Origin of the sequence: Rathayibacter sp. AY1C7 (assembly GCF_002931865.1) — a bacterium.
In the GTDB taxonomy this organism is placed as follows: domain Bacteria; phylum Actinomycetota; class Actinomycetes; order Actinomycetales; family Microbacteriaceae; genus Rathayibacter.
In genome coordinates, this window is record NZ_PSWB01000002.1 from 34,508 (window position 1) to 46,893 (window position 12,386).

Below are 12,386 nucleotides of genomic sequence, written 5' to 3' on the forward strand. Positions count from 1 at the left end.
GGCTCGATCAGCTCCGGCCGGGACGCGTCCCCAGGTCGACGAGCCCGTGCTCGATCGCCGAGACCAGGATCTGCACCCGGTCGCGCACGCCCAGCTTCTCCATCACCTTCACGAACCGCGCCTTCACGGTCGACTCGGTGACGAACAGCTCCTGCGCCATCTCGCGGTTGCTCATCCCGCGGGCGAGCAGGCGGATCACCTCGAGCTCCTTCTCGGTGAGCGCCTCGAGCAGATCGGGGTCCGGCACCGTCTCCGCCGGCACCGACTCCTCGAGCCCCTTCACCACGTGGCGCGTGACCTCGGCGGAGAGCACGGACTCGCCCGCGAGCACCGCGTGCACCGCCGCGATGATCTCCCGCGGCTTCGTGTCCTTGACCAGGTAGCCGGAGGCGCCCGCGCGGAGCAGGTCGACGACGTAGCGGTCCGTGGTGAACGTGCTGAGCCCGAGGATCGCGATGCCCGGGTGCTCGGCGTGGATCCGCTCGGTCGCGGCGACGCCGTTCATGACCGGCATCTGCATGTCCATCAGGATCAGGTCGGGCTGGAGCGTCGCCGCCTGCTGCACCGCGATCCTCCCGTCGGAGGCCTCGCCCACCACCTCGATCGCCGGGTCCTGCGAGAGGTAGTCGCGGAGGATCTCGCGGGTCATCGATTCGTCGTCCACCAGCAGCACGCGGGTCATCGCTCTCGTCCTTCGTCGGTCGCCCCCGCGACGAGCGCACCGGACGCCCGGCCCTCGAGGGGGATGGTCATGGTCGTGGTCCAGCGGCCGCCGCGGGCTCCCGCGTCCAGCCGCCCGCCGAAGACGGCGCAGCGGGCCGACATCGCCTCGATCCCGAGGTGCGAGGAGACGATCGGAGCCGCGGAGGCGATCGCGTTGGAGGAGCTCAGCTGCACCTCGCCCCCCGACACCTCGAGCCGGAGCTGGACCTCACCGGCGGTGTCGCCGTGCTTGAGCACGTTCGTGCCCAGCTCCCGGACCGTGCGCCGCAGCACCTGGCGGAGGCTCGCGGGCACCTGCGCCACGGAGCCCGCCACGTCGAGGCGGACCCGGAAGCCCGCGCGCTCGATCGCGTCGGCGACGTTCCGCACGTCGTGGACGAAGCCGACAGCGGTGGTCGTGGCGCCCGAGACCTCCGGGGTCCCGAGCAGGTCGGAGTCGCCGCGGGCGGGAGCGCCTGCCTCGTCCTCGTCCTGGAGGAGCGTCACGAGGCTCCGCAGATCCTGCAGCGCCTGCTGCGCCGCGTCGCCGATGCTCTCGAGGATGCGCTCGGTCTTGGCCGGGTCCTCGACCGAGGTCGCGCGGCGGGCCTGCATGGCGATGATGGTGACCTCGTGCGCGACGATGTCGTGCAGCTCGTGCGCGAGCCGGGTCCGCTCCTCGTTGCGGATCCGCGCCTGCTCCTCCTGGATGCGGTCGGCCCGGCGCTCGCTCCGCTCGCTGCGGCCCCGGAAGGCGTTCAGGCCCAGCCCGGCGGTGCCGCCGAAGAGGACGAACGCGCCCAGGACGTAGACGGCCGTGCCCATGGCGCGGTCGACGAGCAGCACCGCGGGCAGGAGGACGAGGGTGCCGAGCACGAAGACGAGCCCCGCGCGCCAGGGGAGGAGGAAGGTGACGAAGCCGACCACCACGATGGTCGGGAAGATCAGCGCCGCGAGCAGCAGCGGCGGGGCGCCGAGCATCAGGACGACGGCGTAGACGAGGTAGAGCGAGACCGCCGCGGGGATCGCGCCGGCGAGCAGCGCCAGGAGCGGCAGGTAGGGGAGCGCCAGCTCGATCCAGCCGCGGACCGACGTGAGGTCGACGCTGCCGCCCATCAGGTCGATGACGACGAGGAGCGTGAAGGAGCCGAGGAGGAGGGACCGGGTGATCCAGCCGCCGGGCAGCGTCCGCACGTCGTTCGTCCACCGCGTCGTCCCCACCACGGGACCAGGGTACCGAAGCCTTCTCCGAGCCCCGTCGGCCTTCCGTACAAGGGCGGACTGGTCTTTCGTACAGGAGCGGTGCGACGGGGCGTCGCCATGCTGGTGGAGCGGTCGAGCCGATCGCACCCCTCGATCACAGGAGAACGACCATGGCCCCGATCCTCGCCGCCGCCGCACTCGCCCTCGGAGCCGTCCTCGCTCCCGCCGCTGCTCCTGCCGCCGCTCCCGTGCAGGCCGCCTCGTCCGCCGGCGTGCAGACGGTCGCCGCCTCCTACGAGCTGCCGAAGGTGCAGAAGCCGGGCGGCATGGAGTCGATCCAGGACCGCGGCGCCCTCTGCAACCTCTTCGGGATGTGCTGAGCGCAGCTCTCGGACCGGGTCAGCCCTTCAGCGGGTCGTTGCCCCAGTTCATCAGGGAGTAGCGCCACTTCGTCTCGGTGACATCGCCCGAGGGACGCTGCTTCGCGTGCCGGTGCACGTAGCCGACGACCTTCGTCATGTGGGCGTAGTCGTCGTCGCTCAGGTCGGCCTGCTTCGTGCCGAGCAGGTCGACGATGCGGCGCCCGCTCTCGTGGCCGACGGACTCGCCGCCGCCCTCCGGCTTCTGGCCGACCTCCTTCGACTCGTCGGTGCCGAGCCACTCCTCGAGCTCCTTCGCGGTCATGTTCACGGCGTCGTGGAACTCGTCGCGGGTCGTCCGCTTCTCGTCGTCGGTGGGCATCGCGGGGCTCCTCGGGTCGGTCGGTCCGGGTCGGTCGGTGACCTCCAGCGGAGCGTGTCGGAGGGGGAGAGGTCAAGCCCCGTGCGCGGTTCCAGGGCGCGCGTAGCGTCGGAGGAGTCCGCACCAGCCGACCACCGCCGGCGTCCGCCGCCGGCAGAGAAGAGGCCCACATGCCCTCCCGCAACACCCTCGTCCGCAGTCTCCACGACCTCGGAGCCGCCGCCTGGTTCGGCGGCTCGCTCATGGGCGCCGTCGGCCTGAACGGCGCCGCGTCCACCTCGTCCGACCCGGCGGAGCGCCTCCGCCTCTCCTCGAACGGCTGGGCCCGCTGGACCCCTGTGCAGCTCGCCGCGATCGCCGCCCACGGCGTCGGCGGCATCGGTCTCGTCCTCGCCAACAAGACCCGCCTGGCCAACCAGCAGGAGAGCCGCACGAACACCGTCGTCAAGACCGTCGTGACCGGGCTCGCCGGTGCCGCCTCGGTGATCGCCGCGGTCGCCGGAGCGACGCAGGCCAAGCACGCCGACGAGGGCGCCCCCGGCGTGACCGAGGCGTCGGAGCACAACTCGCAGGAGCTGACCACGGCCCTCCGCGTGCAGAAGGTTACCCAGTGGGCCATCCCCGTGCTGACCGCCGTCATCATCGTCCTCGGCGCCCAGCAGGGCGAGCAGCAGCGCCCCGTGAAGGGCCTCTTCGAGACCACGGCGCGGATGTTCCGCAAGTAGTCCCCGCGCTCGCGCGCAGAACGTCGGCCGAGAGTGCCCGCCGTCCCCCGAGGGTGGAGGGCGGCTGCTCTCGGCCGACGTTCTGCGTGCGGGGTCCGGCTAGCGGCGCGAGGGCCGGCGGCGGACGGTCAGTACGAGGGCTCCCGCTTGCGAACACGTCGCCTGGTCGGCGTCGGAGCCCTCGGTCCCCTTTTCGACCGTCTCCGGGAACACGCGCCCACCGATCGCTGCCTCTCGATCAGGCGCTACGCTCCGGCATCCCGCTGCTCCTTCTCGGACGTCAGAGCGTCGATCCCGTTCTCGTGCCCGACACAGCTGGCGACCGTGTCCGGATCGATGCCCAGCGCGTAGCGGACCTCTTGTCCGGCGCTCTGCTGTTCAGTCGTGGCCTCAGGGAACGTCGAGTAGTAGGCGTCACTGAAATCGGCCGAGTTGGCCATCGTGTTGAGAGTGGACATCTCGGCGATGTAGGAGCCGCGGATCGTCGCGATCTGCTCGGAGACATCGCTCGGCCAGTGGTAGTACGAGTCGTCCAGGAGCGTGAGTGTCCGTCTTGTCAGATCGAGCCGAGCAGACGCAGCGGCGTGCACGCCGGAAGGGTCCGGGTCGCCACCGTTCAGAAGCTCGTCCTCGCCGGATGAGAAGGCGTCGCTCAGATTCTTGATCGCGATGTTGTTGGGGCAGACGAGATCGAGATAACGGGACGCCGCTTGTGCGGTGTCGAGCTCGACGAACGCAGGTGTCGCGGGCGCCGCAGGTGCAGGGGTCGTCGACTCGGCCGGAGCTGCTGCGGGCGCGGAAGCCGTGCAGGCAGTCAGGAGGAGCATTGCCGCACTGAGAGCTGCAGGGAAAAGGGCTTGACGCACGGCGGCTACTCCGGGGTCGCCGAGCAGAGCGCCGACGCGAAGGCCCCGGTGCTGGTCTGCTCGGCGATGACCTCGCCGTCGAGGGTAATTCGGCAGCTGATCTCGCCTTCGTCATCGATGCCGTTCGAGGCGGTCAGCGTGAAGCTCTGGAAGGTGAAGTCGCCTCCGGTCTGGACTTGCAGCTCCTTCGTGAAGGGGAGCGCCTGACCGGTGGCCTGCTCGGAGCCGGAGGTTCCTCCGTCGTAGGTCGACCAAGTGATGGAGGCCGCGGTAGCCGAGCCGGTGACCTCATAGACGAGCGTCCGCGGCACGGCAGCGGCCTCGGAGCTCTCGGCCTGCGCGGTGGCGATCGCGTTCGAGACGCCGCTCGCGAATCCGGCCGTGTAGACGATGGCGAGAATGATCGAGAGGACAAGCGCGATCACGTTGAGGACGGTGCCGGCGATGGCCGTGCCGCGAGAGCGGCCCTTGAGGAAGAGGCCGATGATGCCGAGGACGAGTCCGATGAAGGCGAGGAAGCCCGAGGCGTAGTTGACGATCGGGATAAGGGCGCCGATGAGCGCGAGGATTCCGATGATGAGGGAGGCGAGGCCCAGCCCGTTGCCGGTCTTCTTCGGAGCGGAGGGGGCGGAGCCGGGGAATACGGCGGGGTTGAACTCGGTCATCTGCGGAGTATGTCAGAGGCTGACAGGCAGCTGAGAATCCAGAGAGCGGTATTGCTTAGAGATGCCGTCCCGCCTGTGTTGACCCCGCTATCTCTACATAGGTAGCGTCATCCGTGTGCAGCCACTCCCTCGCCTCACGTCCGCCACGGCGGACGTCCTCCGGACCCTCCTCGATGCCGACGGCCCGACCTGGGGCATGGTCGTGATCAAGGCCACCGGGCGACCGGCGGGCAGCGTCTATCCGATCCTGGAGCGGCTCGAGGGAGCGGGCTGGGTGGTCTCGGAGTGGGAGGCCGCGAGCGAGCGGAGCGGCCCGCGTCGCCGGCTCTACGAGCTGACCGCGGAGGGCGCCCCGGCAGCCCGGGCCGCCGTCGAGCGGATGCGGTCGACCGCGCGGACGGCGCCGCGAGCGGCGGAGGCGACCGCATGAGCGCGCTCCTGCGGCTCCTGTCGCTGCTCCTGCCCCCGCTCGCCCGGGAGCGCTACCTCGAGGAGTGGCGGGCCGACCTGGCCGGCGCCGCCGAGCTGGGACTGCCCCGGCGCGGCGTCGTCCTCGGAGCGCTCGCCCTGCTGGCGAGCGTCGACCGCGACCTGCCCGCGCACACCGGCGAAGCGCGGGGCACGCTCCCGCGCCGCCTCGCCCGCCGCGGACTCGCGCTCTTCGCCGCGGCCGCGCTGATGCTCAGCGGCATCGCGCTGACCGGCGGCGGGATCGTCCCCGAGCCGGGTGCCGCCTCCGACACCGCCCTGGCCGCCGTCGGCGCCGTGCAGACCGCGGTGCTCGTCGCCGCCGTCGCGGTCGCGGTCCTCGGCGCGGTCCACCTCCTCGGCGCCGCGGCGTCGGCCCGCACGGTGCTCGCGCGGATCTCCCTGGTCGCGGCCGTCGTCGGCCCGGTGCTCACCGCGGCCGGCCTCCTCCTCCCCGGACCCCTCGCCCTCGTCGGCCTGCCCGTCTCCCTCGCCGGACTCGTCTGCGGGGCGATCGTCCTCGGCGGCTCGCGGACCATCGCCCTCGCACCGCGGACGGCGACCCGCGCTCAGCGCCTCCCCGTCGCCCTCGCGGGCCTCGCGCTCGTGGCGGGCGTCACGGTGGTGGGCGCGGTGGATCTGCTGGTCTGGAATCCGCAGGCGAAGGTCCCCGGCGTGGCCCTGGCGGAGATCTACGCGACCATGTCCGAGCGCGACGGCTTCGAGTTCGGCTCCCACGCGATCTGGGTCACCGGGTGGGCCGCGTTCTGGACGGCCGCCGCGATCGTCGTGACGATCGGCGCCCTGCTCGGCCGGAGGTCGCCGCTGACTCCGCGGCGGATCGCGGTGCTCATGCTCGCCCTGGTCGCCGGCGCCGTCGTCTTCCGCTTCTTCGCCGGGTTCGGCTTCGGGATGTCGGTCGCCGACACCTTCGTCACCTCCGGCGGCGACGGCTCCCTGGTCTCGGCGATCCTGCCGCCGCTCGGACAGCTCGCGCTCGCCGGCGCCGCGATCGCGGTGGGCTGGGCGCCCCGGGTCGCCCGGCCGGCGGCGGCCTCCGCGGCCTGACAGTGCTCGTGCCGGCGGAGACTTTCGCCCTGGCGGCTCGGGATCCGCGAGAACGGGACTGCCTGCCGACGTACTTCCCTTCGTGGTGAACACGAACGGCCCGTTCCGGCGCGGCCGAGCGCCCTCCGACCTACTCCAGCCGCCGCAGGAAGCGGGCCGGCTGGTCGAGGAAGCCGCGCCAGGTCCGCACCAGGTCGAGGTCGTCGTAGCGGCAGGGGCGCAGGCCCGTCTCGTCGAGCTCGTAGAGGTCGGCTCCGGGGAGGGCCGCGAGGATCGGCGAGTGCGTGGACAGGACGACCTGCGAGCCGCCGGCGACCAGATCGCGCAGCTGCCCGATCAGGGCGAGGCAGCCCGACACCGAGAGGGCCGACTCCGGCTCGTCGAGGAGCCACAGCCCGCTGATCCGGGAGCGGTTCGCCACGATGTCGAGGAACGACTCGCCGTGGCTCCGCTCGTGGTACCCGCCGTCGATCCCCACCTCCTCCAGGTAGCTGAAGAAGCCGTGCATCGTCTCGGCGCGGAGGAAGAAGCCGCGCTTGGACGCCCCGGCCCCGCGGACCAGCTGGAGGTGCTCGGCCAGGTCCGACTCCGAGGCGCGGGAGGAGTGCATCGCACCCGTGGATCCGCCCTCCGCGTTCAGCCCGTAGGCGAGGGCGACCGCCTCGAGCAGCGTCGACTTGCCCGAGCCGTTCTCGCCGGTGATCACCGTCACCTGGCCGAGATCCCAGCCCTCGGCCAGCACCTGCCGCACGGGCGCGAGCGTCGCGGGCCAGCGCGCGAGGTCGGCGGGGTACTCGGGTCGGGCCTGCACGCGGCGCACCGGGAGGGTCGAGAACACCCGGTCAGTCAAGCAGGTCGACGCTCCAGCCGGCCTCGGCCAGCGCGCGGGCCGTGTCGGCGCGGGGGGAGTAGGGGAGGTCGTCGGCGCCGACCACGCGGTAGTCGGTGTCGCCGGGGCCGACCCAGAGGACGGAGTCGGACGGGCCGGCCCGGTGCAGCGCGGCGCGGACGGCGTCGGCCGGCTCCGCGATCTCGAGCACCTCGCAGCGCTCGACGCGGCGGGCGCCGTCGACCAGGGCGCGGCGGATCCGCGCGGGGTCCTCGAAGCGCGGGTGGTGGTCGGTGACGATCACCAGGTCGGCGCGCTCGGCAGCGGCCCGGCCCATCGGCGCGCGCTTGCTCGGGTCGCGGTCGCCGTCGGCGCCGAGGAGGACGAGCACGCGGCCGGGCGTCACCTCGCGGAGGGCGTCGACGGTGCGCGCGACCGAGTCGGGGGTGTGCGAGAAGTCGAGGAAGACCCGCGGCCCGTCGGCGCCGGACACGAGCAGCGTCCGCCCGGGCACGGTGACGTCGATCCCGGAGTCGACCGCCGCGGCCACCCGGTCGCGCGCGTGGCCCGCCTCGATCAGCATCACCAGCGCGAGCGCCGCGTTCGAGGCCATGTGGCGTCCGAGGAGCGGGACGGAGGTGGTCGTCGACCAGCCGTCGCGAGCGGTGAGCCGGAAGCGGGTGCGGTCGACCGCGGTCTCGAGCACGTCGATCCGCCAGTCGGCTCCGTCTCCGGCGGAGAGCGTCACGACCGGGACGGAGGCCTCGCGGGCGACCCGGCGCCCCGCCTCGGTGTCGACGACCACGACGCCGCGGCGGCTCCGCTCGGGCGTGAACAGGCGCTGCTTGGCGCGGAGGTACTCGTCCAGGTCGCCGAAGTCGTCGAGGTGGTCGTGGCTGAGGTTGGTGAACCCGGCGACGTCGAGCACGATCCCCTCCATCCGGGAGCGCACGAGCGCCTGGGCGCTGACCTCGATGGCCGCCGCCTCGACGCCGTCCTCCGCCATCCGGGCCAGGAGCGCGTGCAGCTCGGAGGCCTCGGGCGTGGTGAGGCGGCTGGCGACCACGTGGTCGGCGCTGCGGCGCTCGGCGGTGGAGCTCAGCCCCGAGACGACGCCCAGCTGCCGGAGCACCGCGTCGAGGAGGTGCACGGTGCTGGTCTTGCCGTTGGTGCCGGTCACGCCGAGGAGCACCGGTCCGCTCCTCGTGCCGTACACCTGCGCGGCGACCGGGCCGAGGGCGGTGCGGGGGTCGTCGCTGAGGAGGACGGGCAGTCCGGAGGCGCGCGCCTCGTCGAGCCCGCCCGCGTCGGTGAGCACGGCGACCGCTCCTGCCGCCGCCGCGTCGGCCGCGAACCGGGCCCCGTGGCTCCTCCTCCCGGGGAGCGCGGCGAAGAGGGCGCCGGGGCCCGCTTCGGTGTGCGCGACGGTCACCGCGGTGATGCGGACGTCGGAGCCGTCGCCGTGGAGGCGGAGCCGATCGCTCGCGAGGTCGGCGAGCGCGACACCGGCGGCGTGGAGCGGTTCGAGGAGCCGGAACACCGGCATGCGGGCCTCCTGCGGGGCGGGCGGGGCGGTGTCGCCGAGGGCCCGCGGGCGCCGCCGGGCGACCGGAGGGGGAGGGCCGAGAAGCCCGTGCCTCAGCCTGCGCGCCGCTCCCCCCGATCGGGGAGGCCCTTGCCACCGCCCGCCCGGGCCGCTACCCGCCTCCGCCTACTGCCGCGAGAACGCCTCCTGGTACAGCGCCGCGAGCTCGGGGGAGCTCTCGCCGCTGAGGCCGCAGGTCAAGATCGTGTCGCCGTCGGCCGCGACCAGGTAGTCGACCCCGGTCTCGAAGACGATGGGGGCCCCGTCCACCGCCGTCTCCCTGCCCTGGGTGACTGTGACGCCGTCGCCGACCTCGCCCGCGTAGCGCTCGAGCACGTGCAGGGTGACGGTGCTCCCGTCGATCGAGCGGACCTCGGCCCGGAACGCGAGCTGAGCAGGGGCCAGCGCGGCGACCGTCACCGGCGAGCACGCGGCCATCGGCCCGCCCGTGCTCGGCAGGATCAGCGTCGAGGTGCTGCCCCCGCCCACGCCGAGCGCGAAGGGCAGCAGGAGGGAGGCGGCGGCCCCGGCGCTCAGCGCGCCGACTCCCACGATCAGCCAGGGGGAGCGGCGGCGGGAGTGCACCGTCCGCGTACCCTCGCCGGTGGCGGCGGCGATCTGCTCGGCGAGCTCGTCGCGGTCGAGCGCGGGGAGGCTCCGCGCGGGGTCGACCGTGCGGAGGAGGCGGCGGACGTCCTCGTCGTCGGTTCCGGTCATCGGAGTCCCCCTTCGGGCGCGTGCGGGTCGGTGGAGTCGTAGAGCTCGGCGAAGCGGCGCCGCGCGCGATGGAGGCGGATCGAGACGGCGTTCGCCGTGACTCCGAGGACCGCGGCGATCCCGCGGACGTCGAGCTCCTCCCACGCCCAGAGGCGCAGCAGCTCGGCGTCCTGCTCGCGCATCCGGGCGAGCACGAGGCGCACGGTCTCCTCCGCGCCCGACGCCTCGCCCTCGTCGATCTGCACCTGGGGCGGATCGACGACCGCGATCCGCTGGGCGAGCATGACCTGGCGGCGCTGCATCCGCCGGGCGTTATGCAGCTGGAGCCGGGCGACGCCGATCGCCCACGGCACCGGGTCGTCCTCGGGCACGTCGGCGCTGCGGCGCCAGAGCACCGAGAGCGTCGCGGCGAGCACGTCGTCGGCGGTGGCGGAGTCGGTGCGCCGCCAGAGGTAGCGGCGGACGGAATCGGCGACCGCGGCGGCGACCGCGGCGAACCGGTCGGGACCCGCGAGGGGAGCTGGCATGTGCCTCATGCTCCCTCCTGTCCGGGATCGGCGCACATCTTTCACCGGCGCGCCGGGCGGGACTCCGCGCTCTCCCAGCAGCGCGGGAGCGCGGGTCGGCGCTCAACGCCGCGAGGCGCCGACGAACTCCAGCCAGCCGGCCACGAACGGCTCGATGTCGTCCACCTCGTCCAGCGCGAGAGCGTCCAGATCGACTCCGCGGCACTCCAGCGTGAGGACGTGCCCGCGCACCCAGGCGGCCGCGCGCACGGCCCCGGCTCCCTCCCAGACCTCGAAGGGCTCCGGAGCCCCGTCGACCGGGATCTCCGCGATCCGCGTGGGGGCGGGCAGCGCCTCCGGCTGCACGAACGAGACGGGCGCCTCCTCCCGGCAGCAGAGCAGCGCGACGTCGTGCCGCGGATCGCCGAGGGTCGTGCGGATCTCGACGGAGGGCCCCGGCCCGCCCGGGACCGCCTCGTCGGCGAGGAACGAGAGCCCCCGGGGGCCGCCCGTCAGCGTCCACTCCGCCAGCAGCCGCGGACCGCTCCAGCCCGAGACCGCCCAGAGCGGGAGGTCGCCGAACGACCCGCGGATCCGCGCGACCCGCTCGGCGAGGTGCGCGGAGAACTCCTCCTCGCCGAGACGCCGCGCTCCGTCCATGGCCCGATCGTAGGTCGGGTGCCGCGGCACGGCCAGACCCCTCGCTACTGTGAACGTCGACCCCCGCCTCCCTTCCCCGCCGAGGAGCCCCATGCCCATCTGGACCCTGCACGGAGACGGCCGGACCGTCGAGCCCGGCGCCGTCGTCGCCCCCGGCGAGCGGCTCGCCTGGCCTGCCACGATCGCCATCGGCATCCAGCACGTCGTCGCCATGTTCGGAGCGACGTTCCTCGTGCCCGTGCTCACCGGGTTCCCGGTCGCCACGACCCTGCTCTTCTCCGGAGTCGGGACGCTGCTGTTCCTCCTGATCACGCGCAACCGGCTCCCCAGCTACCTCGGCTCGAGCTTCGCGTTCATCGCGCCCGTCACGGCCGCGACCGCCGTCGGAGGGACGGGGTCGGCGCTCGCCGGAGTCGTCGCCGTGGGCCTCCTCCTGGCCGCCGTCGGCGTCCTCGTGCAGGTCGTCGGCCTCGGCTGGATCGACAGGCTGATGCCGCCGGTCGTCGCCGGCGCGATCGTGGCCCTGATCGGGTTCAACCTGGCTCCGACCGCGTACCTCAGCTTCAAGCAGGCACCGATCACCGGGACGATCACGCTCGCCGCGATCATCCTGTCGAGCGTGTTCCTCCGCGGCTTCCTCGGCCGCGTCTCGATCTTCCTCGGCGTGGTCATCGGCTACGTCGTCGCCCTGCTGCGGAACGAGATCGACTACTCCGCGGTCGGTGCGGCCGACTGGTTCGGGCTGCCGCCGTTCACCTTCCCCGACTTCGCCTCCGGATCCACGTGGTCGGGCATCGCGATGTTCCTGCCGGTCGTGCTCGTCCTCATCGCCGAGAACGTCGGCCACGTCCGCGGCGTCGCGACGATGACCGACGCCTCCGCCAACGCCAGCACCGGCCGGGCCCTGATCGCGGACGGTGTGGCGACCACCCTCTCCGGCGCCTTCGGCGGCTCCGGCACCACGACCTACGGCGAGAACATCGGAGTGATGGCGGCCACCCACGTGTACTCGACGGCCGCCTACTGGGTCGCCGGCGTCACCGCGATCCTGCTCAGCCTCTCGCCCAAGGTCGGCGCCGTCTTCAACTCGATCCCGGCCGGAGTCCTGGGCGGCGCCACCACCGCGCTCTACGGCCTGATCGGCGTGATCGGCATCAAGATCTGGATCGACAACCGCGTCGACTTCTCGCGCCCGGTCAACCAGTACACCGCCGCGGTCTCCCTCGTGATCGCGATCGCCGGCTTCTCGTTCTCCTCCGGCGGCTTCGAGCTCGGCGGCATCGTCCTCGGCGCCGGCGCCGCCCTCGTGATCTACCACCTGGGCAACGCCATCGCCCGCTGGCGCCGCACCGGCGCCGACGACGGCGGCCCCCTCCCCGCCATCGGCCAGCTCGGCGGGGACCCGCAGGACCGCTGACCACGGCCTGCTCCGGCCTGCCGCTCCCGAGACGCCGCCGTGCCGTCCGGACGCCGCCCTCCCGCGGACGTCCCGGCGCGCACGGCGGCGTCTCGGCACCCGACGGAGCCGTCCCGGCGCGCGCACCGCAGCACCGCCTCCGCTTACCACGTTCGGGTCAGTCCGCAACCCGGTGCGCTCCCAGGCGGCTCCCGCCTAACGTCGAGCGTGACGACCGCAGCAGCGGAACGCCGC

15 protein-coding genes are annotated in these 12,386 nt (G+C 73.3%); 5 read left to right on the plus strand and 10 right to left on the minus strand.

Annotated elements, in window-relative coordinates; all coding sequences use genetic code 11:
- Positions 1-7: 7 nt before the first annotated feature.
- Positions 8-682 carry a response regulator transcription factor gene (locus C5C69_RS01125; RefSeq protein WP_104225096.1) on the minus strand — a complete coding sequence of 225 codons (675 nt, stop codon included), beginning with the start codon at positions 680-682 and terminating at the stop codon, positions 8-10.
- Positions 679-1,926: a sensor histidine kinase gene (locus C5C69_RS01130; RefSeq protein WP_258059356.1), complete on the minus strand. Its 1,248-nt coding sequence runs from the start codon at positions 1,924-1,926 to the stop codon at positions 679-681. The genes C5C69_RS01125 and C5C69_RS01130 overlap by 4 nt, the downstream gene beginning before the upstream one ends.
- Before the next feature lie 149 nt (positions 1,927-2,075).
- Between C5C69_RS01130 and C5C69_RS01135 the strand changes: the two genes are divergently transcribed.
- The gene (locus tag C5C69_RS01135) at positions 2,076-2,285 is read left to right on the plus strand and encodes a hypothetical protein (RefSeq protein ID WP_104225965.1); all 210 of its coding nucleotides are present in this window, start codon (positions 2,076-2,078) and stop codon (positions 2,283-2,285) included.
- Between the two features lie 19 nt (positions 2,286-2,304).
- Here C5C69_RS01135 and C5C69_RS01140 read toward each other — a convergent pair whose 3' ends face one another.
- Positions 2,305-2,646, minus strand: a complete 342-nt coding sequence (locus C5C69_RS01140; protein ID WP_104246984.1) for a DUF3140 domain-containing protein — start codon at positions 2,644-2,646, stop codon at positions 2,305-2,307.
- A gap of 170 nt (positions 2,647-2,816) precedes the next feature.
- Between C5C69_RS01140 and C5C69_RS01145 the strand changes: the two genes are divergently transcribed.
- Positions 2,817-3,371: a hypothetical protein gene (locus C5C69_RS01145; protein WP_104225963.1), complete on the plus strand. Its 555-nt coding sequence runs from the start codon at positions 2,817-2,819 to the stop codon at positions 3,369-3,371.
- Positions 3,372-3,616: 245 nt separating this feature from the next.
- On the opposite strand, the gene C5C69_RS01150 is transcribed toward C5C69_RS01145, so the two are convergent.
- Both C5C69_RS01150 and C5C69_RS01155 read right to left on the minus strand, forming a co-directional pair.
- Positions 3,617-4,198: a hypothetical protein gene (locus tag C5C69_RS01150; protein ID WP_104257117.1), complete on the minus strand. Its 582-nt coding sequence runs from the start codon at positions 4,196-4,198 to the stop codon at positions 3,617-3,619.
- Between the two features lie 44 nt (positions 4,199-4,242).
- A complete protein-coding gene (locus tag C5C69_RS01155; protein ID WP_104233472.1) occupies positions 4,243-4,902 on the minus strand; it encodes an MmpS family transport accessory protein in 660 nt (219 codons plus the stop codon).
- A gap of 115 nt (positions 4,903-5,017) precedes the next feature.
- Between C5C69_RS01155 and C5C69_RS01160 the strand changes: the two genes are divergently transcribed.
- Together C5C69_RS01160 and C5C69_RS16805 are read left to right on the plus strand one after the other, a co-directional pair.
- Positions 5,018-5,332: a PadR family transcriptional regulator gene (locus C5C69_RS01160; RefSeq protein ID WP_104249735.1), complete on the plus strand. Its 315-nt coding sequence runs from the start codon at positions 5,018-5,020 to the stop codon at positions 5,330-5,332.
- Positions 5,329-6,438, plus strand: coding sequence for a hypothetical protein (locus C5C69_RS16805; RefSeq protein ID WP_181126993.1), 1,110 nt, complete (start codon positions 5,329-5,331; stop codon positions 6,436-6,438). Before C5C69_RS01160 ends, C5C69_RS16805 begins: the two co-directional genes overlap by 4 nt.
- Before the next feature lie 130 nt (positions 6,439-6,568).
- On the opposite strand, the gene C5C69_RS01170 is transcribed toward C5C69_RS16805, so the two are convergent.
- The 5 genes from C5C69_RS01170 to C5C69_RS01190 form a co-directional block, all read right to left on the minus strand.
- Positions 6,569-7,276 (minus strand): AAA family ATPase, encoded by a 708-nt coding sequence (locus C5C69_RS01170; protein WP_258067475.1) that lies wholly within the window; start codon positions 7,274-7,276, stop codon positions 6,569-6,571.
- Positions 7,277-7,280: 4 nt separating this feature from the next.
- Complete coding sequence (locus C5C69_RS01175) at positions 7,281-8,813, minus strand: Mur ligase family protein (protein WP_104257118.1); 1,533 nt, start codon at positions 8,811-8,813, stop codon at positions 7,281-7,283.
- 165 nt (positions 8,814-8,978) lie between these two features.
- The gene (locus C5C69_RS01180; protein WP_104257119.1) at positions 8,979-9,569 is read right to left on the minus strand and encodes a hypothetical protein; all 591 of its coding nucleotides are present in this window, start codon (positions 9,567-9,569) and stop codon (positions 8,979-8,981) included.
- Positions 9,566-10,096 carry an RNA polymerase sigma factor gene (locus tag C5C69_RS01185; protein ID WP_181126994.1) on the minus strand — a complete coding sequence of 177 codons (531 nt, stop codon included), beginning with the start codon at positions 10,094-10,096 and terminating at the stop codon, positions 9,566-9,568. The genes C5C69_RS01180 and C5C69_RS01185 overlap by 4 nt, the downstream gene beginning before the upstream one ends.
- Before the next feature lie 102 nt (positions 10,097-10,198).
- Complete coding sequence (locus C5C69_RS01190) at positions 10,199-10,735, minus strand: hypothetical protein (protein ID WP_104225957.1); 537 nt, start codon at positions 10,733-10,735, stop codon at positions 10,199-10,201.
- A gap of 91 nt (positions 10,736-10,826) precedes the next feature.
- On the opposite strand from C5C69_RS01190, the gene C5C69_RS01195 reads away from it, so the two are divergent.
- Complete coding sequence (locus tag C5C69_RS01195; protein WP_104257121.1) at positions 10,827-12,152, plus strand: uracil-xanthine permease family protein; 1,326 nt, start codon at positions 10,827-10,829, stop codon at positions 12,150-12,152.
- Positions 12,153-12,386 lie beyond the last annotated feature (234 nt).

Coding starts and splice junctions, on each gene's coding strand:
- C5C69_RS01125 (WP_104225096.1), bottom strand. CDS start 682: ATGACCCGCGTGCTGCTGGTGGACGACGAATCGATGACCCGCGAGATC.
- C5C69_RS01135 (WP_104225965.1), top strand. CDS start 2,076: ATGGCCCCGATCCTCGCCGCCGCCGCACTCGCCCTCGGAGCCGTCCTC.
- C5C69_RS01140 (WP_104246984.1), bottom strand. CDS start 2,646: ATGCCCACCGACGACGAGAAGCGGACGACCCGCGACGAGTTCCACGAC.
- C5C69_RS01145 (WP_104225963.1), top strand. CDS start 2,817: ATGCCCTCCCGCAACACCCTCGTCCGCAGTCTCCACGACCTCGGAGCC.
- C5C69_RS01150 (WP_104257117.1), bottom strand. CDS start 4,198: ATGCTCCTCCTGACTGCCTGCACGGCTTCCGCGCCCGCAGCAGCTCCG.
- C5C69_RS01155 (WP_104233472.1), bottom strand. CDS start 4,902: ATGACCGAGTTCAACCCCGCCGTATTCCCCGGCTCCGCCCCCTCCGCT.
- C5C69_RS16805 (WP_181126993.1), top strand. CDS start 5,329: ATGAGCGCGCTCCTGCGGCTCCTGTCGCTGCTCCTGCCCCCGCTCGCC.
- C5C69_RS01175 (WP_104257118.1), bottom strand. CDS start 8,813: ATGCCGGTGTTCCGGCTCCTCGAACCGCTCCACGCCGCCGGTGTCGCG.
- C5C69_RS01180 (WP_104257119.1), bottom strand. CDS start 9,569: ATGACCGGAACCGACGACGAGGACGTCCGCCGCCTCCTCCGCACGGTC.
- C5C69_RS01185 (WP_181126994.1), bottom strand. CDS start 10,096: ATGCCAGCTCCCCTCGCGGGTCCCGACCGGTTCGCCGCGGTCGCCGCC.
- C5C69_RS01190 (WP_104225957.1), bottom strand. CDS start 10,735: ATGGACGGAGCGCGGCGTCTCGGCGAGGAGGAGTTCTCCGCGCACCTC.
- C5C69_RS01195 (WP_104257121.1), top strand. CDS start 10,827: ATGCCCATCTGGACCCTGCACGGAGACGGCCGGACCGTCGAGCCCGGC.